At 68.1% G+C, this 21,799-nt stretch carries 20 protein-coding genes, 1 tRNA gene and 1 pseudogene; 12 read left to right on the plus strand and 10 right to left on the minus strand.

The window, feature by feature from the left end:
* Nucleotides 1–16: 16 nt before the first annotated feature.
* Genes V7778_RS11000 through V7778_RS11010 form a run of 3 tightly spaced genes read right to left on the minus strand, consistent with a single transcriptional unit; the run spans nucleotide 17 to nucleotide 3,676 of the window.
* Nucleotides 17–574: a sugar O-acetyltransferase gene (locus V7778_RS11000; RefSeq protein WP_335555107.1), complete on the minus strand. Its 558-nt coding sequence runs from the start codon at nucleotides 572–574 to the stop codon at nucleotides 17–19.
* Between the two features lie 15 nt (nucleotides 575–589).
* Entirely contained in the window at nucleotides 590–2,857 is a 2,268-nt protein-coding gene (locus V7778_RS11005) for a penicillin acylase family protein (RefSeq protein WP_335555109.1), read from the minus strand.
* A gap of 27 nt (nucleotides 2,858–2,884) precedes the next feature.
* A complete protein-coding gene (locus V7778_RS11010; RefSeq protein WP_335555111.1) occupies nucleotides 2,885–3,676 on the minus strand; it encodes a hypothetical protein in 792 nt (263 codons plus the stop codon).
* A gap of 218 nt (nucleotides 3,677–3,894) precedes the next feature.
* Here V7778_RS11010 and V7778_RS11015 point away from each other — a divergent pair.
* Nucleotides 3,895–3,981: transfer RNA gene (locus V7778_RS11015), tRNA-Leu, on the plus strand.
* A gap of 460 nt (nucleotides 3,982–4,441) precedes the next feature.
* Here the strand turns inward: V7778_RS11015 and V7778_RS11020 are convergent.
* Nucleotides 4,442–5,420, minus strand: a pseudogene (locus V7778_RS11020) (IS1595 family transposase).
* Between the two features lie 274 nt (nucleotides 5,421–5,694).
* On the opposite strand from V7778_RS11020, the gene V7778_RS11025 reads away from it, so the two are divergent.
* The 5 genes from V7778_RS11025 to paoC all read left to right on the plus strand — a co-directional run bounded on the left by V7778_RS11025 (nucleotide 5,695) and on the right by paoC (nucleotide 12,437).
* The gene (locus V7778_RS11025; RefSeq protein ID WP_335555113.1) at nucleotides 5,695–6,543 is read left to right on the plus strand and encodes a universal stress protein; all 849 of its coding nucleotides are present in this window, start codon (nucleotides 5,695–5,697) and stop codon (nucleotides 6,541–6,543) included.
* Between the two features lies 1 nt (nucleotide 6,544).
* On the plus strand, nucleotides 6,545–8,332 hold the full coding sequence (locus V7778_RS11030; RefSeq protein WP_335555114.1) for a PHA/PHB synthase family protein: 1,788 nt from the start codon (nucleotides 6,545–6,547) through the stop codon (nucleotides 8,330–8,332).
* Nucleotides 8,333–8,637: 305 nt separating this feature from the next.
* On the plus strand, nucleotides 8,638–9,282 hold the full coding sequence (gene paoA, locus V7778_RS11035) for an aldehyde dehydrogenase iron-sulfur subunit PaoA (protein WP_335555116.1): 645 nt from the start codon (nucleotides 8,638–8,640) through the stop codon (nucleotides 9,280–9,282).
* A complete protein-coding gene (locus V7778_RS11040) occupies nucleotides 9,279–10,232 on the plus strand; it encodes an FAD binding domain-containing protein (protein ID WP_335555118.1) in 954 nt (317 codons plus the stop codon). The genes paoA and V7778_RS11040 overlap by 4 nt, the downstream gene beginning before the upstream one ends.
* Before the next feature lie 3 nt (nucleotides 10,233–10,235).
* Nucleotides 10,236–12,437: an aldehyde oxidoreductase molybdenum-binding subunit PaoC gene (gene paoC / locus V7778_RS11045; RefSeq protein WP_335555120.1), complete on the plus strand. Its 2,202-nt coding sequence runs from the start codon at nucleotides 10,236–10,238 to the stop codon at nucleotides 12,435–12,437.
* A 236-nt stretch (nucleotides 12,438–12,673) separates the two neighbouring features.
* Here the strand turns inward: paoC and V7778_RS11050 are convergent, their stop codons facing one another.
* Nucleotides 12,674–13,636 (minus strand): diguanylate cyclase domain-containing protein, encoded by a 963-nt coding sequence (locus V7778_RS11050; protein ID WP_335555122.1) that lies wholly within the window; start codon nucleotides 13,634–13,636, stop codon nucleotides 12,674–12,676.
* A 167-nt stretch (nucleotides 13,637–13,803) separates the two neighbouring features.
* Between V7778_RS11050 and V7778_RS11055 the strand changes: the two genes are divergently transcribed.
* Nucleotides 13,804–14,328, plus strand: a complete 525-nt coding sequence (locus V7778_RS11055; RefSeq protein ID WP_335555124.1) for a hypothetical protein — start codon at nucleotides 13,804–13,806, stop codon at nucleotides 14,326–14,328.
* 4 nt (nucleotides 14,329–14,332) lie between these two features.
* On the opposite strand, the gene V7778_RS11060 is transcribed toward V7778_RS11055, so the two are convergent.
* Complete coding sequence (locus V7778_RS11060; protein WP_335555126.1) at nucleotides 14,333–14,542, minus strand: hypothetical protein; 210 nt, start codon at nucleotides 14,540–14,542, stop codon at nucleotides 14,333–14,335.
* Between the two features lie 16 nt (nucleotides 14,543–14,558).
* Nucleotides 14,559–14,960, minus strand: coding sequence for a hypothetical protein (locus V7778_RS11065; RefSeq protein WP_335555127.1), 402 nt, complete (start codon nucleotides 14,958–14,960; stop codon nucleotides 14,559–14,561).
* Nucleotides 14,961–15,087: 127 nt separating this feature from the next.
* Here V7778_RS11065 and V7778_RS11070 point away from each other — a divergent pair, with 127 nt between their 5' ends.
* Nucleotides 15,088–15,759, plus strand: a complete 672-nt coding sequence (locus V7778_RS11070) for an SOS response-associated peptidase (RefSeq protein WP_335555129.1) — start codon at nucleotides 15,088–15,090, stop codon at nucleotides 15,757–15,759.
* Between the two features lie 87 nt (nucleotides 15,760–15,846).
* On the opposite strand, the gene V7778_RS11075 is transcribed toward V7778_RS11070, so the two are convergent.
* A complete protein-coding gene (locus V7778_RS11075; protein WP_335555131.1) occupies nucleotides 15,847–16,245 on the minus strand; it encodes a hypothetical protein in 399 nt (132 codons plus the stop codon).
* Between the two features lie 230 nt (nucleotides 16,246–16,475).
* Between V7778_RS11075 and V7778_RS11080 the strand changes: the two genes are divergently transcribed.
* Nucleotides 16,476–16,832, plus strand: coding sequence for a DUF1566 domain-containing protein (locus V7778_RS11080; RefSeq protein WP_335555133.1), 357 nt, complete (start codon nucleotides 16,476–16,478; stop codon nucleotides 16,830–16,832).
* A 37-nt stretch (nucleotides 16,833–16,869) separates the two neighbouring features.
* Here V7778_RS11080 and V7778_RS11085 read toward each other — a convergent pair whose 3' ends face one another.
* The gene (locus V7778_RS11085; RefSeq protein WP_335555134.1) at nucleotides 16,870–18,306 is read right to left on the minus strand and encodes a M20/M25/M40 family metallo-hydrolase; all 1,437 of its coding nucleotides are present in this window, start codon (nucleotides 18,304–18,306) and stop codon (nucleotides 16,870–16,872) included.
* A 94-nt stretch (nucleotides 18,307–18,400) separates the two neighbouring features.
* Complete coding sequence (locus V7778_RS11090; RefSeq protein WP_335555136.1) at nucleotides 18,401–19,537, minus strand: metallophosphoesterase; 1,137 nt, start codon at nucleotides 19,535–19,537, stop codon at nucleotides 18,401–18,403.
* A gap of 212 nt (nucleotides 19,538–19,749) precedes the next feature.
* On the opposite strand from V7778_RS11090, the gene V7778_RS11095 reads away from it, so the two are divergent.
* The 3 genes from V7778_RS11095 to V7778_RS11105 all read left to right on the plus strand — a co-directional run.
* Nucleotides 19,750–20,238: a glycine zipper domain-containing protein gene (locus V7778_RS11095; protein ID WP_335555137.1), complete on the plus strand. Its 489-nt coding sequence runs from the start codon at nucleotides 19,750–19,752 to the stop codon at nucleotides 20,236–20,238.
* A gap of 119 nt (nucleotides 20,239–20,357) precedes the next feature.
* Nucleotides 20,358–20,804 carry a hypothetical protein gene (locus tag V7778_RS11100; RefSeq protein WP_335555139.1) on the plus strand — a complete coding sequence of 149 codons (447 nt, stop codon included), beginning with the start codon at nucleotides 20,358–20,360 and terminating at the stop codon, nucleotides 20,802–20,804.
* Between the two features lie 117 nt (nucleotides 20,805–20,921).
* Nucleotides 20,922–21,799 (plus strand): protein kinase domain-containing protein (locus V7778_RS11105; RefSeq protein ID WP_335555140.1); only part of this gene is annotated, 878 nt, incomplete at its 3' end.

Raw genomic sequence — 21,799 nt, forward strand, 5'->3', positions numbered from 1 at the left:
ATTATAGCAAGCGGAACTAGCCTGCGGCCAGAGGCTGGGCGGGATTGCCGGCCACGCTCGCGCCCGCCGCCACGTCGTGGGTGACCACGCTGCCGGCGCCGACGATGGCATCGTCGCCGATCGTGATGCCGGGCAGGATGATGGCCCCGCCGCCGATCCAGACATTGCTGCCGATATGGACCAGGCGGCCCGATTCGACGCCGGCGCGGCGCTGCGCCGGGTCGCGCGGATGGTCGGCGGTGTAAATGTGCACGCCGGGGCCGATGCGGGTGTCGCCGCCGATGGTAATGGGAGCGACGTCGAGGAAGACACAGCCGAAGTTGACGAACACACGCGCGCCGAGCCGGATGTTCCAGCCGTAGTCGCAATGAAAGGGCGGACGCAGGATGGCGCCCTGTCCCACCTTGCCGAGCCGCTCTGCCAGCAAGGCCTGCCGGGCCTCGACCGGTTCGGCCAGCGCCGCGTTGTAGCGCACCAGCCAGGCCGCGGCGGCGGCCTGCTCGGCGCGCAGTTCCGGGTCGCCGGGATGGTAGGGCCGGCCGGCCAGCATCTTTTGCTTTTCGCTCAGGCCCATCGTCTCACCGCTCCCTTACTGTCCCGGGTGGTAACGGCGTTCGAGCGCCTTCTCGATGTCCTCCTTGTAGAACAGGACATCCTTGAACTCGCCGCGGCTGTACATCTCCGCCTGGTCGCTGAAGTGCGGCGAGCGCGGGTCGCCGCTCTGCCCGCCCGCCAGGATGCTCTTGGCGCGCACGCGCGGGCCGAACTCGACCGCCGCCACGAAGCTGTTGCCGCGATCGCCGTAGATGCGTTTTGTCTTCTGCCTGGCAACCATGCCGAAGGACGCCAGCGAACCCCAGTTGGCCGATGCGAAGGCCACCGGCCAGCTCGGCTTGCTGTCGTCGTACTGCTGGTCGACCTCACCGCTGATACGCTGGAAGCGGTTGATCTCACCCCAGGGCGTGCGCCAGTCGCCGAAGTCGGCCTGCAGCTTGCTCGAAGCGCGCGCCAGCGAGGCCAGGCGCTCCTCGGCGTTCAGGTTGGACGTGATGTAGTCGACCACCGGCGTGCCCTGGGCGCGGGCGCGGGCGCCATGCTGGGCCACCATGTCCTGGCCCCAGTAGATGGCGAGCGAGGTCGGCACCGAGGCACTGGCATAGCGCAGGTCCCAGTTGCGCAGCACCGCCACCTGCTCGCCGAGGGCCGCCTTGCGCGGGTCGCCGGCCGGCAGCGCGGCGTGGTCCTTGAACAGCTGCGGCAGCAGCGGTTCGAAGGCGGTCAGGTGGCTGTCGTAGGCCGCCGCGATCAGGCTGTCGACGGTGAAGTCCTTCGCATCCTTCAGTACGCGCTCGGCGTGGCGGCCGCGCGCGTTCTCGGGCAGCGACCACATGTAGTCGGGATAGTCCTGGCGCTTCGGGCTGCTCGCGCCCGCGCTGCTGAAGGGCCAGTTGTTGGTGTTCGAGATGTAGCCGCTGGCCGGGTTGAACAGGGTGATGGTGTCCTTGATCTCGTGCAGGCCCTGCCACTCGGTGGCCGGGTTGCTGCCGTCCACCGGCTTGCTCCAGTCGAAACGCGGGTCGCGCCTCGGGATGAAGTTCCCGTGGAAGTAGGCGATGTTGCCGTCGGCATCCGCATACACCGTGTTGTTGGACGAATTGGTACGGAGTTCCATCGCTTGATAAAAAGCCGCGTAGTTCTTCGCCTTGGTGCGCGTGTAGGACTGGGTCAGCGCCTTGAGCGGCTCGTCCATCATCTTCACCGCCACCCATTTGCCGTCCTGTGCGCGCACCACCGGCCCGTGGTGGGTGAAGTAGGCCGTGACATTGCGGCTGGCCATGGCGCCGCTTGCGGTCTTGTAGGGCAGCACGATGGGAACCGCGCGCACCGGGCGCTCGCCAGCGCCGTATTTGTAGAAGAACTTGCCGCCACGCTCGGACACGGTCTCGAGGTATTCGTCGATCACGTCGCCGCCGCCGGACGTATGCATCCAGCCCAGCCTGTCGTTGAAGCCCTGGTAGATGAAGAACTGGCCCCAGGTCACGGCGCCGTAGGCATTCAGGCCCTCTTCGCTCACCATGTGCACTTCCGGGCGGAAGTAGAACGAGGTGTGGGGGTTGATCATCAGGAGCGCGTGGCCCGCCTTGGCCAGCTTGGGCGCGATGGCGAAGCCGTTGGAGCCGCGCGGCTCGGGATCGACACCCTTGCCCGCGCCGAGCGCCGCCAGCGCCGGCGCGGGGCGCTTGCCGTAGAAGCGCTCCAGTTCCTTGAGGTCGATCGATTCGATGTCGCCGCCGATGCTGCCTTCGCTGAAGGCGAGCGCCATCCAGGGCTCGAAACGGGTGATCAGCTTGGGCTTCACGTCGGGATGGGTATGCAGGTACCAGTTCAGCCCATCCGCGAAAGCGTTCATCAGCTGCTGCAGCCAGGCCGGGCTGGCCGCGTACTTGGCTTTCATGCTCTCAGGCTGGATGTACATCTTCATGCGCAGGTCGCGCCAGATTTCCTTTTCGCCCTCGACTTCGGCCAGGCGGCCCAGCGCGTTGATGTAATTGAGCTCGACCCGGTTGAAGTCGTCCTCGGCCTGCGCGTAGATCATGCCGAACACCGCGTCCGCGTCGGTCTTGCCGAACACGTGGGGGATGCCCCATTTGTCGCGCAGGATGCTGACCCGCTGCGCCGCCTGCCGCCAGCGCGCCAGGTCGGCGGCGCTGCCGCCTTGCCTGTCCATTTGCTTGAGCGCCTGCTTGCCTGCCTCCCCGGCGGCAGGTTCGGCTTGCGCGACGAAACCGGCCACTAGCAGGCTGGCGCCCAGCAGCATGGGGGCAAGGGAAGGAGTGAAGCGGCGGGATGCGGGCATGCGGTCTTGTCTCCTGGTGGGATGTTCTTATGCGTCCTGTCCGCCGTCCGCGGCGAGGCGCTGCTTCAGCACTTCGTTCTCGGTCAGCAAGGTCGCCACGCGGTCCTTCAGCGCCGCGACTTCGGCGCGCAGGGCGGCCTTTTCGTCGATGGGTTCTCCCTCCGGCGTTTCCTTGCGCGGGCGGCTGGCGGCCTTCTGCTCGCGCACCTGGCGCGCCGCCTGCTGCAGCTCCTTGCGGCCGCCGGCGACGGCCGCGATCTGGACCGCTTCCGGCAGCTGGGCCACGTTGGCGGCCGCATTGATCGAGATGGTCCCCTGGCGCACCGCCTCGCGCAGCTGGGGCGTGGCGGCTTTCTGGATGCGCTCGATCTGACTGATGGTGTTGCTCGAGACGCGGGCAGCGCGGGCGATGTCCTCGCGCGTGTTCCAGGGCGGACTGGTGTCGCCCGCCGGCTCATTCTTGTCGCCCTCCTCCGCGGCGGGCTTGTCCACCACGCGCGCGGCGTGGATTTCCTTCTTGCGCAAGGCGAGCACGCCGCGCTGGAAATCCGACACGCTGCGGCGCGCGAGATGGTTGTCGATCATCCAGAGCATCACGTCCTCGAGGGAGGTGAACTTGTCGTTCTGGACGGTGCGGAAGTCGATGCCGTGCTTGCGGCAGATCTCGTAGCGGTTGTGCCCGTCGATCAGCACGTCGCCCCACAGCACTAGCGCGTCGCGGCAGCCTTCCGCCAGCAGGCTGCGTTCCAGGGCGGCGTATTCAATCGGAGTAAGCGGATCGACGAAGGATCGCAGTTCGTCGTTGATCGTGATGTTCAAATGGTGGTCCTCATGCTTGCTTTCGCCTCAGCGGCGTCGCCGTGCATGCTACACCATCCGTGGCGCCCTTCCAATGTCGGGGCGCGGCGTCAATACGTGGCCTGCACCGATATTTTTCGGCGGCCGGCCGCGCTCCACCTGCGCGCAATGCCGGCAAGTCCGGCAAACTTGCCGTAATGATCCTAACGGAACACGCATGTGCTAGAATGCCGCCCGCTGCCCGGATGGTGAAACTGGTAGACACCGGGGACTTAAAATCCCCTGCCAGAAATGGCGTGCCGGTTCGATTCCGGCTCCGGGCACCAGTATGCGTGCAGGTTTCACGCCGTCGCCGGTGACTTTCTCCCTCGGCATTCTTCCGCAAGAATTCCCGCTTTTCTGCGAAAGCCAGAAATTCCTCCCTGCCTGTCCCCAGCTGCGTTCTCGGCACGGTCTACATGTAAGCCATCGACATTTTGCGCGAAGACATCTGCGTCCGGCCGGGACGCCGGGTTGCCGCATTGCCGCATTGCCGCAGGAGGCTCCGGCCAGTCCCAAAAAAAGAGCCGCTGCCCATATTGCCGGCAGCGGCCGAATCCTCAGCGGAGCTGAGATTGGAGACACAAAGAGAACCGACCACTCGCGCCGGTACGAGACAAAGATAGGGCTGGACTTCACCAGTACAAGGGCATTTTTCGGTAATCGATGCCGCGTCGGCACGTAAGCCTAGTCGGACATTAACCAAGCAATACTGCCCACGAGCTCGTTGACTCGAAGCGAGGCCTTCTATGGCGCTGTAACAGTTATGTGTTGAAGACGCCGATCGCACAGCGCAGAAATCGCTCTGGCGTGGCGATGCGCGCCCCGTCCAGCGCCCATTGCCAGCCCAGGTAATTCGGCAGGTAGCGCGAAGCAATGCCATGAAAGCGCGCCAGCCATTGCCGGAAGCGCCGGTGGTAAGCATTCACGTTTTGGACGTGGTCGGCACCGCGCACCCGCTCGCCCGCTCGCCCGCCCGCAAGTTGACGAACTCATGGGAAATGTCGGCTTCGCGCGCAAAACAGCGGTACGCGGGGTGCCCATCGGTGACCAGCAGGACATCGGGATCGAGCACGGGCAGCAGGTGCTGGTGCAGTTGATCCTTCGTGACTGAGCCGCGTCCGGTGACGAAGTCGTGGGTGCCGCCGGTGCGGTCGCGCGCGACCAGCACGCACACGTGCTCGCGAGAGATGCCGCGGCTCGCAGCCACCCCGCCCCGGCGCCGCGCCGGCCGGTCGAGCTTGCGCGAGCCCTTCTGCGACTCCAACAGGAATAGTTCGTCGGCCTCGGCAATGCCTGCCAGCCGCTCCGGGCGGTCGTGTTTGACGAGCGCGAGAAACCGGTGGCGCCAGCGGAAGCTCGTGTTGCGGTGCACCTCGAGCGCCTTGGCGCTGGTCCGTACGCTCTTGGCATCGAGCATGTTGCCGAGGTAGTCGAGCCACTTGGCGCGGTGGTGCAGCCGGGACAAAGGGGTGCCGCTCAGCGCCGTGAAGGTCCTGCCGCAAGCGCGGCAACGGTAACGCTGCAGCCCCCGGCTGCGGCCATGCCGGTAGGAGTGCCGGGCCTGACATGCGGGGCAGCAGGGATCGCGCGCCGCTCCGGAGATCGCCTCGCACACCTGGTCCAGTCCGGCGGCCGGCCGCAGGGCATCCATCAGTTGGAGACGCTGGCGCCGGGTCAGTAGGGAAACCTGCCGCAGCCATCTGGCAAAGCGCTTCTTTTCCATCGTCCCTCCCGCTCATCCGTAAGACACCGGTTGGACTGCGATGGAGCCCGAGAGTTCACATTCCACACACAACGAGGACAGCGCCTTTTTTATCAGAGTCTTTTGATCCATATCAACTCTATTACTGACACGGATCAGGCAAAGGAATACATTGGCATCAAGGTGATCCAAGCAAGCATGGGACGTCGGCCGGATTCCCTTGCAGACCCGGCACGCCGGTCCACTTGAAAAGCGGTCCGCACGGGTCCGCCAACCCGTCACGAAAGGAGCGAGCATGTACAAGACCATCGTGGTGCATGTCGACGGCAGTCCCGAGCAGGAAACGCGGCTGCGCGCCGCCGCCCGGCTCGCGGACGAATACGGGGCCCACCTTGTCGGCAGCGCCGCCACCGGTATTTCCTGGCTCGACTACGCGCTGCTGACCGGCTCGATGGGCGCGCCGATGATGCCCGAATCCGATTTCAACGGCGTGCGCGAGGCGGTCCAGCTGCGCCTCCAGCAATTCGCCACCGCCGTCCAGCGCCTCGGCGTCGCTTCCTTCGAAACCCGCATGATCGAGGACGATGCGCGCTACGCCCTGCTGCTCGAATCGCGCTACGCCGACCTGGTGGTGGTCAGCCGGACGGCCGAGTCCGCGCCCGTGCCCGGCCTGTTGACGCCGGTACGCGGCCTGCCGGAGTATATCGCCTTGCATGGCGCCCGCCCGGTGCTGGTGGTCCCGCCCGGTTGGCCCGATTTGCCCCTGGGCGGTCCCGCCGTGGTCGGCTGGGACGGCAGCGTGCAGGCGATCCGCGCCATCGCCGCCGCCCTGCCCCTGCTCAGGCAGGCGCAGACGGTCAAGCTGACCCTGGTCAATCCCGAGTCCATGGCCGACCTGCATGGCGAGGAGCCGGGCGCCGACATGGCGCTGCACCTGGCCCGCCACGGCGTCAAGGTCGAGGTGGTGCTGGAGCATACCCGCGGCAGTCCCGGCGACGCCCTGCTGGCGGTGGCCCGCGGCGCCGGGGCCGGCCTGCTGGTGGCCGGCGCCTTCGGCCATAGCCGCTACCGCGAATTCGTGCTCGGCGGCGTCACCCGGGCATTGCTGGCGCACAGCACCACCCCCCTCCTGATCGCGCACTGACATGGCTCCCGACACCATTCCCGAGCCCCGTCCAGAGGCCGCCGGCACCACGCGGCGCCTGGAAGCCAGTTCCTGGCAAGGCGGCGCGCGGCCGCGCTATCCCGAAGCCGAGGTCGGCCATGCGGTGGCCGACCTCGCGCTGTCGGCCTGGCTTGGCCGCCTCACCGGCTACCTGTCGCCGGGCGCGCTCGGCGTCGCCTGGTTCGACTGGGCCAGCCACCTGGTGCTGTCGCCGGACAAGCAGCACGAACTCCTCACCCAGGCCATCTCGAACGCCCAGCGCTGGGTCACCTACGCCAGCGCCGGCGGCGCCGATCCGGTACGGCCGCTGGAACAGGACAAGCGCTTCGCCGATCCCGCCTGGCAGCAATGGCCCTGGCACCAGCTGAGCCAGGCCTTCCTGCTGAACCAGCAATGGTGGCACCGCGCGACCGCGGGGGTGCGCGGCGTCTCTCCCCACCACTCCGACGTCGTGACCTTCGTTGCGCGCCAGCTGCTCGACTGCGTGGCGCCCTCGAACTTCGTGGCCACCAACCCCGTCGTGCAGCGCGCCGCCTACGAGAGCGGCGGCCTGACCCTGCTCAAGGGCAGCATGCGCGCGGCGCGCGAGGCGCGCGATGCGTTCTCCGGCCACGTGCGCACGCCCAGCTTCCGTCCCGGCCGCGACGTAGCGGCCACCCCGGGCCGGGTGGTGATGTCGAACCGGCTGATCGAGCTGCTGCGCTACGATCCCGTCACCCCGAGCGTGTACGAGGTGCCGCTGCTGATCGTGCCGGCCTGGATCATGAAGTACTACATCCTGGACCTGTCTCCCCATAACTCGCTGGTGCGCTACCTCGTCGGGCGCGGCCACACGGTCTATATGGTTTCGTGGAAGAACCCGCAGGACGCCGACCGCGAGCTGTCGATGGAGGACTACCGCCGCCTGGGGGTGATGGCCGCCATCGACGCCATCACGGAACAAACCGGGGCGCCGCATATCAATGCCGCGGGCTATTGCCTTGGCGGGACCCTGCTGGCGATCGCGGCGGCGGCCATGGCGCGCGACCGCGACCGGCGCCTGGCCAGCATGTCGCTGCTGGCGGCCCAGGTCGACTTCGCGGAACCGGGCGAGCTGTCCCTGTTCATCGACGACAGCCAGGTCAGCTTCCTGGAAGCGACGATGTGGCAGCAGGGCTATCTCGATACGCGCCAGATGGCCGGCGCCTTCCAGCTGCTGCGCTCGAACGACCTGATCTGGTCGCGCCGGCTCAGGCATTACCTGCTCGACATTCCCGATCCGGAAACCGACCTCATGTCGTGGAACGCGGACGCCACCCGCATGCCTTACCGCATGCATTCGGAATACCTGCACAAGCTCTTCCTCAGGAACAGCCTGGCCAGCTCGCGCTATCTCGTGGCTGGGCGGCCGGTGGCGCTCACCGACATCACGGCGCCGATCTTCGCGGTAGGCACCCTCACCGACCACGTCGCGCCCTGGCGCTCGGTCTACAAGATCATTCCGCTGAGCGATACCGAAATTACCTTTGCCCTTACTTCGGGCGGGCACAATGCGGGGGTGGTCGCCCCGCCCGGCAGTCCCAACCGCACTTACCAGATTGGTGTACATGCCCATGCCGATCCCTATATCGATCCGGACAGCTGGCAAGCGCGCACCGAACAGCGCGAAGGGAGCTGGTGGCCGGCCTGGGAAGGCTGGCTCGCGCGGCGCGCGGGGGCGTGCGTCGATCCACCCGCGCCCATGCCAGACCGGCCTCCCGCGCCCGGGTCCTATGTCTTGCAGGCGTGAGGATGGCCGCGCTGGTCCATGGGCCAGCGCCCGGTTACCACTTTGGAGAGAGAAAAGTTGCCACTCCCTACCGTACGCACTGCCGTCCGGCCGCTGACTTACAATCTTCGAGGTTGTTACCGCTACAGGCCGAGCAATCCCAGGCTGGACGGCGGCGCGACCCTGTCCGCCTTACGAACACGCTGTCGCTACTGGCGGTGCTGTGGTAACGCCGAACTCTCCGTTCAGCACACTTTTTTCGCTCCGGCGCACCGGGCATCCGCCCGGTTCGTGGAAGCCCCCTCGCCACTTGAAGGAACAGGAGCATGCACGATTTCAGCTACGCCAAGATCAGCCGGCGCAATCTCCTGCTCGCAGGAGCCGCCACCATGTCCAGCGCCGCCATGTCCGGCACCGGCGCCGCCCAGGGCGCCGCCGCCGCGCCGGAACGCCCACCCAGCACCGCCGGGGTCAGCTTGAAGGTGAATGGAAAGCCCGTCACCCTGCAGCTCGACACCCGCACCACCCTGCTCGACGCCTTGCGCGAACACTTGCGCCTGACCGGCACCAAGAAGGGCTGCGACCAGGGCCAGTGCGGCGCCTGCACCGTCATCGTGGACGGGCGCCGCATCAATTCCTGCCTGAGCCTGGCCGTGATGCACGAAGGCGCCGAGATCACCACCATCGAGGGCCTCGGCAACAAGGACCGGATGCATCCGATGCAGGCGGCCTTCGTCAAGCACGACGGTTACCAGTGCGGCTACTGTACCCCCGGGCAGATCTGTTCGGCCGTTGCCGTGCTCGACGAGATCCGCCAGGGAGTACCCAGCCATGTCAGCGCCGACCTGAACGCGCGCCCGCTGCTGTCGGCCGAGGAAATCCGCGAACGCATGAGCGGCAATATCTGCCGCTGCGGGGCCTACTCGAACATCCTGGAAGCCATCACCGAAGTCGCGGGGGTGAAAGCATGAAGGCCTTCACCTACCAGCGCGCCGCCAGCGCCGGCGAAGCGGCCGCGGCGGCCGCCAGGACGCCCGGCGCCCGCTTCATCGCCGGCGGCACCAACCTGCTCGACCTGATGAAGCTCGAGATCGAAACGCCCGCCCACCTCATCGACGTCAACGGCCTGGGCTTCGACAAGATCGAAGCCACGCCGGACGGCGGCCTGCGGGTGGGCGCCCTGGTCCGCAACACCGACCTGGCCGCCGATGCGCGGGTCCGGCGCGACTATGCCGTGCTGTCGCGCGCGCTGGTGTCCGGCGCCTCGGGCCAGCTGCGGAACAAGGCGACGACGGCGGGCAACCTGCTGCAGCGCACGCGCTGCTACTACTTCTACGATACCAACATGCCCTGCAACAAGCGCCAGCCCGGCAGCGGCTGCGGCGCCCTGCAGGGCTTCAGCCGCCACCACGCCATCGTCGGCGCCAGCCAGGCCTGCATCGCCACCCATCCAAGCGACATGGCCGTGGCCATGCGCGTGCTCGACGCCGAGGTCGAGACCGTACTCCCGGACGGCAAGACGCGCGTGATTCCCATTGCCGACTTCCATCGCCTGCCGGGCAACACGCCCCACATCGAACACGCCCTGGAACCCGGCGAACTGGTCACCGCCGTCAAGCTGCCCAAGCCGGCCGGCGGCGTCCAGGCTTACCGCAAGGTGCGCGACCGCTCGTCCTATGCCTTTGCCCTGGTGTCGGTGGCGGCCATCGTCCAGCCGGACGGCAGCGGGCGCGTGGCCCTGGGCGGCGTGGCCCACAAGCCCTGGCGCGTCGAGGCCGCCGAAGTCCGCTTGCCGGCCGGCGCCGCCGCCGTGACCGAGCTGCTGCTGGCCGGTAGCAAGACCACCGAACACAACGCCTTCAAGCTGCCGCTGGTGCAGCGTACCCTGGCCGCCGTGCTGAACGACCTCAAGCGAGCCTGAGCCATGAAATTCACGACACCCGCCACCAAGAACCCCATCGACCAGCTCAAGGTCGTCGGCCGCCCGCATGACCGCATCGACGGCCCGCTCAAGTGCACCGGGGCCGCACCCTACGCCTACGAGCGGCATGACATTGCCCCGAATGCCGCCCACGGCTACATCGTCGGCGCCGGTATCGCCAAGGGCCGCATCGCGGCGATCGACACGGCCGCCGCCCGGCGCGCGCCGGGCGTGCTCGCCGTCGTCACGGCCGCCAACGCAGGCAAGCTGACCAAGGGCAAGTTCAACACCGCCCACCTGCTGGGCGGACCGGAGATCCAGCATTACCACCAGGCTGTCGCGGTGGTGGTGGCCGAGACCTTCGAGCAGGCGCGCGCCGCCGCCGGCCTGGTAAGGGTGCGCTACGCCAGGCAGCCCGGACGCTACGACCTGGCCGCGGCCAAGGCTTCCGCCGGCGTGCCCAAGACGGACGACAAGCCGGACACCAAGGTCGGCGACTTCGCCCGCGCCTTCGAGGAAGCACCGGTGCGCCTTGACGCCACCTACACCACGCCCGACCAGTCGCACGCCATGATGGAGCCGCACGCGACCCTGGCGCTGTGGGAGGGCGGCAAGCTGACGGTCTACACGGCCAACCAGATGGTCGACTGGGGACGCAAGGACCTGGCGCGCACGCTCGGCCTGGCGCCCGCCAATGTACGCCTGGTATCGCCCTTCATCGGCGGCGGCTTCGGCGGCAAGCTGTTCCTGCGGGCCGAGGCCATCTGCGCCGCGCTGGGCGCACGCGCCGCCAAGCGGCCTGTGAAGGTGGCCCTGCAGCGCGCCATCATGATCAACAACACCACCCACCGCCCGGCGACCATCCAGCGCATCCGCATCGGCGCGGCGCGCGACGGCAAGATCAGCGCGATCGCCCACGAAAGCTGGTCCGGCGACCTGCCCGGCGGCCAGCCCGAAACCGCGGTCCAGCAGACCCGCCTGCTGTACGCGGGCGCCAACCGCATGACCTCGCTGCGCCTGGCCACGCTCGACCTGCCCGAGGGCAACGCCATGCGCGCGCCCGGCGAGGCGCCAGGCATGATGGCGCTCGAGATCGCGATCGACGAGATGGCGGAGAAGCTGGGCATGGACCCGATCGCCTTCCGCATCCTGAACGACTCCAAGGTCGACCCGGAAAAGCCGAGCCGCCCGTTCTCGGAGCGGCGCTTCGCGGAATGCCTGCGCCTGGGCGCGGAGCGCTTTGGCTGGAAGAGCCGCAATCCACGCCCCGGCCAGGTGCGCGACGGGCGCTGGCTGGTCGGCCTGGGCGTGGCGGCCGCCTTCCGCAACAACCTGGTGATGAAATCGGGCGCGCGGGTCAGGCTCGGGCGCGACGGCAAGATCGTCGTCGAAACCGACATGACCGACATCGGCACCGGCAGCTACACCATCATCGCCCAGACCGCGGCCGAGATGATGGGCGTGCCGCTCGAACGGGTGACGGTGCGCCTGGGCGACTCCGACTTCCCGGTATCAGCCGGCTCCGGCGGCCAATGGGGCGGCAACAGTTCGACCGCGGGCGTCTACGCGGCCTGCGTCAAGCTGCGCGAAGCGGTTGCCGCGCGCCTGGGCGTGGCCGAGCCCGAGGCCCAGTTCGCCGACGGCGCGGTGCGCGCCGGCGGGCGCACGGTGCCGCTGGCCGAACTGGCGGCAGGCGGCGAGCTGGCCGGCGAGGACAGCATCGAGTACGGCGACCTGGACAAGAAATTCCAGCAGTCGACCTTCGGCGGCCACTTCGTCGAGGTGGCGGTCGACGCCTACACCGGCGAGACGCGGGTACGCCGCATGCTCGCGGTCTGCGCCGCCGGACGCATCCTCAATCCCAAGTCCGCGCGCAGCCAGGTGATCGGCGCCATGACCATGGGCGTGGGCGCGGCCCTGATGGAGGAACTGGTGGTCGACGCGCGCCACGGCTTCTTCGTGAACCACGACCTGGCCAGCTACGAGGTGCCGGTGCATGCCGACATCCCGCACCAGGACGTGATCTTCCTCGACGAAGTGGATCCGGTCTCCTCGCCGATGAAGGCCAAGGGGGTGGGCGAACTGGGGATCTGCGGGGTGGCGGCGGCCGTGGCGAATGCGATCTATAACGCGACCGGGGTAAGGGTACGGGAGTATCCGATCACGCTGGACAAGCTGATCGCGAAGATGCCGGCGCCGGTCTAGACGCTCGCGAAGACGCCAAAGCTTGCGGCTTCGGCATTCGCACATCGTGAACGTCACCGGTGTTGCTTTGGCCTCCGCACGTCATTCCGGCGAAGGCCGGAATTCAAGTTCTGTACGCGCTGCCACAGCGCTGCGAACCTGGGTCCCGGCCGAGGGGGACGCCGAGTCCCGGGGTGACGGTCTTGAGGTTAGCGAATTTGTTAAATCGGCGAAACGCTGGCCTCGGACGACAGTCCTCAGGCCACATCCCCATCCGCCATCACCCGGTTCCGCCCACCGCGCTTGGCCGCATACAAGGCCTTGTCCGCCGCCTCGATCAGCGCCGCCGGTTCGTTCAGCCGGTCCTTGTCGAAGCTCGCGACACCGATACTCAAGGTCACCATCGGATGCACGGCCGCCGGCGCATGCTCCAGGGCCAGCGAGACCACGTGCTCGCGGATCGCGTTGGCATGGGCGCGCGCCTGCTCGAGCGACGTGTCCGGCAGGATGGCCGCGAACTCCTCGCCGCCGTAGCGCGCGGCGACGTCCGCCGGGCGCTTGAGCATGCCGGCCAGCGCCTGGGCCACCGTGGTCAGGCAGCTGTCGCCCTGCTGGTGGCCGAAGTGGTCGTTGTAGGCCTTGAAGGAATCGATGTCGACCAGCAGCAGCGACAACTGGCCGTCCGCGCGCTGGGCGCGGCGCAGCTCGCGCTCCAGCGCCACGTCGAAGTGGCGGCGGTTGGCGATGCCTGTCAGGCCGTCGACATACGAGCGGGCGCGCAGCGATTCGGCATGGTCCATCAGCTTGCGCTCGCGCACCGCCGAACCGCTGACGTCGCGGATCTCGATCATGCAGCAGCGCTCGCCGTCATCGCTGAAGGGCGTCACCGAGACAAGTTGCTCGATCAAGGCGCCGTCGAAGCTGCCCGCCTCGCGCAGCGGGAACGGGGTGCGCTCCTGGGACTGGGGGATGGTGGTGGCGATCCCCTCGGTGAGCGCGGCCAGCACCGCCGCCTCGACGCGCGAGCCGCGCAGGGCCGGGAACACGTCGAACAGGGGCTGCCCCTGCACCCGGGCCGCGGAGCGGCCGGAGCGCGGCACCATCCAGCTGTTCCACAGGGCGATGTCTTGCTGGCTGTCGACCACGACGATACCGCTGTCGACCAGGTTCAGGACGCGCGCCGCAAACCCGGCGCCGGCTACAGGCTTCGAAATGAGCACGGACAGTAGGAAATATTAGTTAAACAACGGAAACAAGCCGGGTGGATGATACCGGAATTTCAACACCTTGCGCGAAGTTTGGAAGACCGCACGCCCATGCGCACGCTTGAACGGCGACTCTTCACGGCTGTGCTATGGTTAGTACAAGCACAATAATCTTGCAGACTATGAACACCGACAATGTGTTGGCGTTTGAACGCCGCGCCCCGCCCTCCCCGCCGGCCGATTTCGATGCCGTCCAGGCGATCCGTACCTGCCGTTCCCTGGTCCAGAGCCTGGGCCAGTACGACCTGTCCGAAATCGTCTACGAAGCCTGCGTCGCGATGCTGCTGGTGAACCTGCACGACCTGCTGCAGACGGCCAGGGCGATTGGCAAGCCGCTCGTGTTCGCGGAGTACCTGGATCCGAAGGAAGACGCGACCAACATCACGGAACTGGTGGCGAAGTGCCGCAACGCGGCCTGCCATGTGTGGACCAAGTCGAGCGCGACCAAGTCGACCGTGTACCGCTTCTACCGCGTGGCCGGCTACTGCCCGCGCGCGACCGTGCTGGACGACAAGGCGCTGGGCTGCGATTACCACGACGACGTGGCCCTCTATTACGGGCGCCACCGGCTTTACCTGAAACGGCACGTGCTGCGCGCCATCGAGGAGCTGGCCGTCGTATTCGGCGGCGCCGCGACGGCAGTCTGAATTCCTAGCCGGGCGTGTGGACCATCTGCCAGGCCATCGCCACGCAGACGATGCCGACGAAGAACAGCAGGCCGTAGACGAACCAGCGCATCGACTTCGCCAGTCCGCTGACGGCGCGGTTCGCTTCGTCGTTGAGCTTGCCGCGGCGGCGCGCCGCGTTCATCAGCATGGAAATGAAGAGGAACGAGGTGGCGAGGATCAATACCGCTTTCATCCGTTGTCCGAACGCGCTAGGTGCGCGCGGCAACCAGGGCCAGCGCCACTAGGGCCAGCACCGAGGACACGCCGGTCGCCACGCCCAGCCACAGCAGGCGGGTGCGGATCACGTCCATCTTGGCGATGAGCTGGGCGTTCTGGTCGGCCAGGTTGGCGATGATCTCGGAGGCCGAGAGCATCTGGCCGCGCAGCTCGCCCACCGTGGTTTCATTCTTGTCCAGGCGCGCCATGACGATGCCGAACACGTCTTCCTGAGGTTCGATCTCGTCGATGATGGGGCCCGGCGGCGGCATGGTGCCCGACCTGCGCGCCACGGTGTCCCACAGGCGGCGCGCCCCGGTGGCCACTTGCGGCGCGGCGTGGATCACCTCGCTCCACGGCACGGTCTTCAATACCTTCCACCAGCCTGCTGCCATACCTGCTCCTTGTCTTTTGTCCGTCACTGTATACCTGAGCATACCATTCCGGGCGGGTACGGCCAAACGGCGCACGGCTGGCGAACAGCGTGCGTGCCTCCTGCGGCGCTTGCGGTAGGATGGCGCCATGTGTGGACGATTTGACCAGAGCCAGACGGCGCGCTACTACGCCAACGCCTTCGGCTGGGCGGACGCCGTGTACGACAGCGAATCCGATCCGGCCTATAACGTCGCGCCCGGCACCTACCGGCCCGTAATGCATGTGCAGGACGGCGAACACCGGGTCGACGACGTGTTCTGGAGCTACCAGGCGCGCTGGGCCAAGGACAAGGTACCCATCTGCATCAACGCGCGCATGGAAAAGCTGACCAACCGCTACTGGCGCGCCCTGCTCAAGTCGGGGCGCGGCGTGGTCGCGGCCGATGGCTGGTACGAATGGACCGGCGAGAAAGGCCACAAGCAGCCCTGGCACATCCACCGCAAGGACCGCGCGCCGCTCTACATGCTGGCCCTGGCCAACTTCGGCGGCTACACCGAGAACCGGGCCGAGGCCGGCTTCGTGCTGATCACGGACGACGCCTCGGGCGGGATGCTCGACCTCCACGACCGGCGCCCTGTGGTACTCGACCCGGCCGACGCGGCGCTCTGGCTGGACCCGGCCCTGTCGGCGGACGAAGCGGTGGAACTGGCGCGCCGCGCCGCCCTGCCGCCCGAGGCCTTCGAATGGCACAAGGTCAGCACCGCCGTGAACCGCGCGGGGGCGGACGGGCCGCAGATCGCACTGCCCATCGACGACTAGGGCCATCCGGCCGACTTCATCCATTGCCGCCAATCCGCCGCACCGGGATTCCACCCGGCGCCGAGGTTCGCCGACTGGCCGGCGCAATCAGATGAGGTCCGGCTCCGCACCAGCTGCGACGAAGATGCGCACCGAGCCGGACGCGGCGACGTCCGCGCCCACTGCGGGCGCTGTTGATTCCACCGCGGCCGGCACCGCGAGCTCCGCGGGCGCCGGTGCGGCCTGGACGGGGGCCTGCCCGGCCACGGCCTCGGCTTCCACCGGCACCGCCGGCGCGTTCACATCCGGTTCGTCAGCGGCGGCCGCGCCTGCGAGCGGCGCTGCCACCGTCTTGCTATCCAGGACCTCCGCCGCCGTCCGCGTCACCAGGCCATCCTCGCGCTTTGCTCCATCGTTGCCGCCGCAGCCGGCCAGCACGAGTACGGCGCAGCAGCCGAGCAGCACATGGGTGTGGAGCGGCGAGACGATCGCAGCGGGTTTTGCCATGAGAAGCTTCCTTACCTGAGAAATGAACGTACTCTTTTGAGCGAAGGAAACTGCCCAAGTTCATTTTTCTCAAAAATATTCTCTTGGGCCAGCAAAGGACGGAGCAGGATTTCCTGATAGAAATCAGATGTTTGCATGATCCAGATCGCAAGACCCACGCAACTAAGTGACGAGGGCGACGGTCGAAACGGACTGCCACCAAACGCGAAGAGGACGCCATGGGCGAATACATGCAAATCCGGGGAATGCTGAAGGAAGGCGAGCACTACGCCGGCCTGATCCTGGGCAAGAACGAACCCGACTACCACCTGATCCTGCTGCCGGGCGACGCGGCCGACGTCAGCTGGCCCGCGGCCTGCGAGTGGGCCATGCGGAACGGCGGCGCGCTGCCGACGCGGCGCGAACTGGCGCTGCTCTTCGCCAACCTGCGCGAAGCCTTCGAGCGCGAATGGTACTGGTCGAGCGAACCCCACGAAACCCGGGTCCAGCTGGTCTGGGGCCAGAACTTCGCCAGCGGCATCCAGACCATCTACGGACGTCCCTACCGCGGCCACGCGCGCGCGATCAGGCGCATTCCAAGCGTCTGAGCGCGCGGCCGCGCGCCCTGCTTCGTGCCCGGGCGGATCAGCGCTCGGGCACGTTCGCGCGGCCGATCGGCTGGTCCATGTTGGCCAGGAACCAGGCCGTGGCCGTCATCACCGCCACATGGCGCCGCAGATGGTCCGGGTCCACCTTGTCCAGCGTGTCGGCCGGGGTGTGGTGGTAGTCGAAATAGGCCGAGGTGTCGATCAGCGGCGCGAAACTGGGCACGCCCGCGCGCTCCAGGCCCGACAAATCGCCGGTCTGCAAGGCGTCCTGGCGCTGGAACACGCCCGCGCCCAGCGGCTGCAGGGCGGCTTGCAGCGGGCCGAACAGCTTCATGGCCGCCGGAGCCGCACTGGTGCGCATGCCGAAGGGACGGCCGACGCCGTTGTCGCTTTCGATCGCGCCGAAGTGCTTTCCGACATTGGCCTGCTCGGCCGCCAGATAGCCGCGCGCACCGCGGGTGCCGTTCTCCTCGTTCATCCAGGCGATCATGCGGATCGTGCGGCGCGGACGGTAGTCGAGCTTCTTCAGGGTTTCGATCACCGCCATGGCGCTTGCCACGCCGCCGGCATCGTCCTGCGCGCCGGTCGCCAGGTCCCAGGAATCCAGGTGGCCGGAGACGATCACGATCTCGTCGGCCTTGTCGGTGCCCGGCAGGTCGGCGATTACGTTGAAGCTGTCGGCGTCCGGCAGGGTCTGGGGCGTGAGCACCAGGCGCATGCTCAGCGGGCCGCGCTTGGCCAGGCGCGCCATCAGCATCGCGTCCTCGGCCGTGACGGCCGCCGCCGGGATGCGGGCGCCATCCACCAGGCCGGTGCCGCCCGTGTGCGGCAGCCGGTAGCTGGCGCCGCCAACCGAGCGCACCAGCACGGCGCTGGCGCCCAGTTCGGCCGCCATGCGCGGGCCGTCGCGGCGGTAGGCCGAACCCTGGCCATAGGCCGGGCCCGCCAGGCCCCGGTCCGCCATGTGCTGGTCGAAGGCCACGTCGAACAGCACGATCTTGCCCTTCACTTCGGCCGCGCGCGCCTTGAGCTCCTCGAAATGGCCCAGCACCAGCACCGGCGCCGTCAGGCCCGAAGCCGGGGTGGCGCCGGAGCCGCCCAGGGCGGTCAGCACCACGCGCTGGGTGATGCCGTTCGGCCTGCCCTTGTACTCGACCAGCTCGCCGGTCTCCACCCCGCGCACCCAGTGCGGCACCTTCACCGGCTGCAGGGTCACCTTGGCGCCCAGCTTGCGCATGGCCTCCGCCACCTGGGTCACGGCCGCGGCCGCGCCCGGCGAGCCCGACAGGCGTGGGCCGATCAGGTCGGTCATGTCGGCCGTGCGTTCCCAGGCGTAGTCGCTCGCCATCGCCGTGTCGCGGATCTTCGCCAGCGCGGCCGGGTCGTTGCCGGGGCTGGCGGCGAAGGCGGACAGGCTCAGCAAGCTGGCGGCGAGGACGGTCAGGACGGGAAGACGGCAGGTGCGGCGGTTCATGCGTGCGGATCCTCAATCAGGTCAAAGGATGCCAACGATAACGCATCGCGCCGGTTTTTGCAGGGCTTTTGTTGCCGTATTTACATGATTCCGGCTAGGCGGGCACCAGGCGCACGAGGGTGATCTCGGACGGCGCACCGAAGCGCTTCGGCGGCCCCCAGTAGCCGGTGCCGCGGCTGGTGTAGACCCACATGTCGCGCACCCGTTTCAGGCCAGCCACGAAAGGCTGCTGCAGGGGCACGAACAAATTCCACGGGAAGAACTGGCCGCCATGCGTGTGGCCGGACAGTTGCAGGTCGAAGCCGGCGGCCGCGGCGTCAAGCGCGCTGCGCGGCTGGTGCGCCAGCAGCACGCGCACGTCGACGTCCTGCGGGGCGCCGGCGGCGGCCGCGCGCGGATCGCTGCGGTGAGCCGGGTTGAAATGGTGGGCGGTATAGTCGGCCACGCCGGCGATCATCAGCGCCGCGCCGCCGCGCCGGCGCACCACGTGCTGGTTGAGCAGCACGGTCACGCCCAGCCGCCTGACCTCGGCGATCCACTCTTCCGCGCCGGAATAATACTCATGGTTGCCGGTGACGAAGAACACCCCGTCCGGCGCCGCCAGGCGCGCCAGCGGCTGGGTATGCAGGGCCAGGCGCTGCACGCTGCCGTCCACCAGGTCGCCGGTGATCGCGATCGCGTCCGCGCGCAGCGCATTGACCTTGTTGACGACGGCGTTCAGGAAGGCCCGCTTGATGGTCGGGCCCACGTGGATGTCCGAGATCTGGGCGATCGTGTAACCGTCGAGCTCGGCCGGGAGCCTGGCGATCGGCACGTCGACCTTGACCACGCGCGCCACCCGGCGCGCGTTGACGAAGCCGACCAGGGTCACCGTCGCCGCCACCAGCGGCACGGCCAGCGCGCTGCCATGCCTGAGCTCCGGGCCCAGCGCGCCGGCTGCCAGCAAGCCCAGCAGCACCAGGTCGCGCAGCAGGGTCGTCACGAGCAGCGAGGAAAAGAAGCCCATCGACAGCAGCCCGGCCCAGGCCACCAGTTCCGACCACCGCCGGCGGCGCAGCGAGGCCGACATCAGCCCCACCGGCACCAGCACGGTCAGGAGCACCAGGGCCAGCACCGCCGCGATGCCGCCGGCCATGCCGAGAGCGAGATCGGGCAGCAGGCGCATGCCGATGTAGACCTGGAGCAGGACGAGCAGGGAAAGCAGGATCACGAAACTGCGGCTGGGTCGCATGGAGGCTGGCTGTGAGGGAAGATGGAGGCTAGATGGGGCGGCGCCGCGCCACTGCAAGGGCACGGAAGGGTCCGCGGCGCAATGTTACGGTGCCCGCCTAGTTGTAAAAATCTGTATTAACAGATGGCATCCTCCCGGACGGCAACTATAGTGAGCTCATACCCCGGCGTCGCAGCGATCATCCGATCACCGCAGGGACGAAAGGAAGAGCCATGTTGAATTCGAAAACCTTTGGTGCGGTCCTGCTGGCGGCCGCCGCCGCTTCGCCGGCGGCCATGGCTGGCGACCGCGGTGTGAACACGGCAGTGGGCGCGGTGCTCGGCGCGGCGATCGGCCACAGCGCCGGCGGCACCGAGGGCGCCATCGTCGGCGGCGTGCTGGGTGCGGCGGTGGGCAATTCGATCTCCTCGCGCGACGACCGCCGCCACTATGACAACCGCGGCTACTACGACAATCGCGCCTATTACGGCAACCGCGGCTACGTGACCAGCAACTACCGACCGGCGCCCGTCTATGTCCAGCCGCGTCCCGTGTATGTGCGGCCGCGCCCGGTCTATGTCGAGTCGCGCCCGGTGTACGTCCAGCCGCGGCCGGTCTACGTGCATCCGGGCCGCGGCCATGGCCACGGCCACCGCGACTGGGACCGCCATGACCGTCGCGACCGCTGGGACCGCGATGACCGCGGCTACTACGGCCGCTGATCCCGACAAACCGCCCGCGAGGGCGGGTTTTTGTGGGCGCAGGTCTTTCATGCAATGCGCATTGCTATCACGAATGATCGGCGCGACGATGTCGTTTTGATATCGCTAACGACTCCGGCATGGGCTACCACCTCACCATCCTGCGCTCCACCTCCGATGGCGTCGTTCCGATCTCGCTCGGGGAGGCGAAGTTGGCGGCGTCCGGCCTGGGCTGGCGCTTCGACGACAGTCCGCCCTGCTTCACCCGCACCGCCGACGCGGACATCTGCACCGTCTGGCACCAGGACGGCGAACTCTGGACGTCCAGCCCGGACGAGGCGCACCTGCCCCACCTGATCCTGCTGGCCGAGGTGCTCGGCGCACGCCTGCGCGGCGACGAATTCGAAACCTACGACAGCAGCGGTGGCACTTATTTCCATCCGCACGACGTGATCCTGGAGCGGGAGGCCGTCGCGGCCTCGGAAGCCTTGCTCGGCCCCATGCGCCGCGGACCGCGCCTGATCCGCAAGGGCATCGTCTTGTGCTTCATGCTGCTGGCCGGCGCCGCCTACTACCTGGCGCGCTGACTTTCGCCACGCTCTCTCTCTACCCCACTTCCTCGCCCACACTTCGGCGCCAGCACTTTCACCTTCCCCCCGCTCATCCACGGTATCGGCGCGGCAGGCGCCAGGCTGGGGGACACCATGTACGAAGCAGGCAGCATCGTTGCGCTTTCCGGCGGCCATTACCGGCTGTGCGAGCCGCTGGCCGGTTCCAGCTACGGCGCCATCTGGCGCGCGGAGGCATCCTGCGCACCGGGCGCCGGGGTCGCCCTCAAGCTGGTCAACCTGGAACAGATGGCGCGCGCGCCGCAGGCCCTGCGTGAACGCTGGCTGGACAGCGCCCGGACCGAACTGGCCTTCCTGCGTACCCTGGCGCCCTGGGACGGCCGCCACATCGTGCGCCTGCTCGACAGCGGCGAGCACCATGGCATGCCCGCACTGGCGCTGGAACTGCTCGACGGCGACCTCGCCACCCACCTGGGGGCCGAGCAGGCGGCCGGGCGCCAGGTCGCGCCCCTGCAGGCCCTCGGCTGGGCAGGACAAGTCAACCAGGGCCTGGCGAAGGTCCATGCCTACGGCTGGCGCTATCTCGACCTCAAGCCCGGCAACCTGCTGTTCGAGCGCGCCACCGGCAGCATCAAGCTGGCCGACTTCGGCACCAACCGCCGCCTCGACGACCTGCGCCCGCATTCCTATGCCGGCACCGCCAACTGGCAGGCGCCCGAACAGTTCTTCCCGGACGGCGACGGCTACCTGACCGGCGCCGCCTGCGATTATTTCGCCCTCGGCGCCCTGCTCTATTACCTGGTCTGCGGACGCCTGCTGCGCTACAGCGCCGCCTGCGGCCAGGCGTGGCAGGTGCATGGACGCGAGGCGGCCGCCGCGCTGGCGGCACAGGGCCGGCCGGCGATCCTGGAGGCCGACGAAGCCGGGCTGTTCGCCGAGCGGATCGGGCCGGCGGCCGCGGTCCCGGCCCTGACGCTGCTGCGCCGCCTGCTGGCGCACCGTCCCGCCGACCG

It is taken from the genome of Massilia sp. DD77, from assembly GCF_036961685.1.
Classification (GTDB): domain Bacteria; phylum Pseudomonadota; class Gammaproteobacteria; order Burkholderiales; family Burkholderiaceae_D; genus Telluria.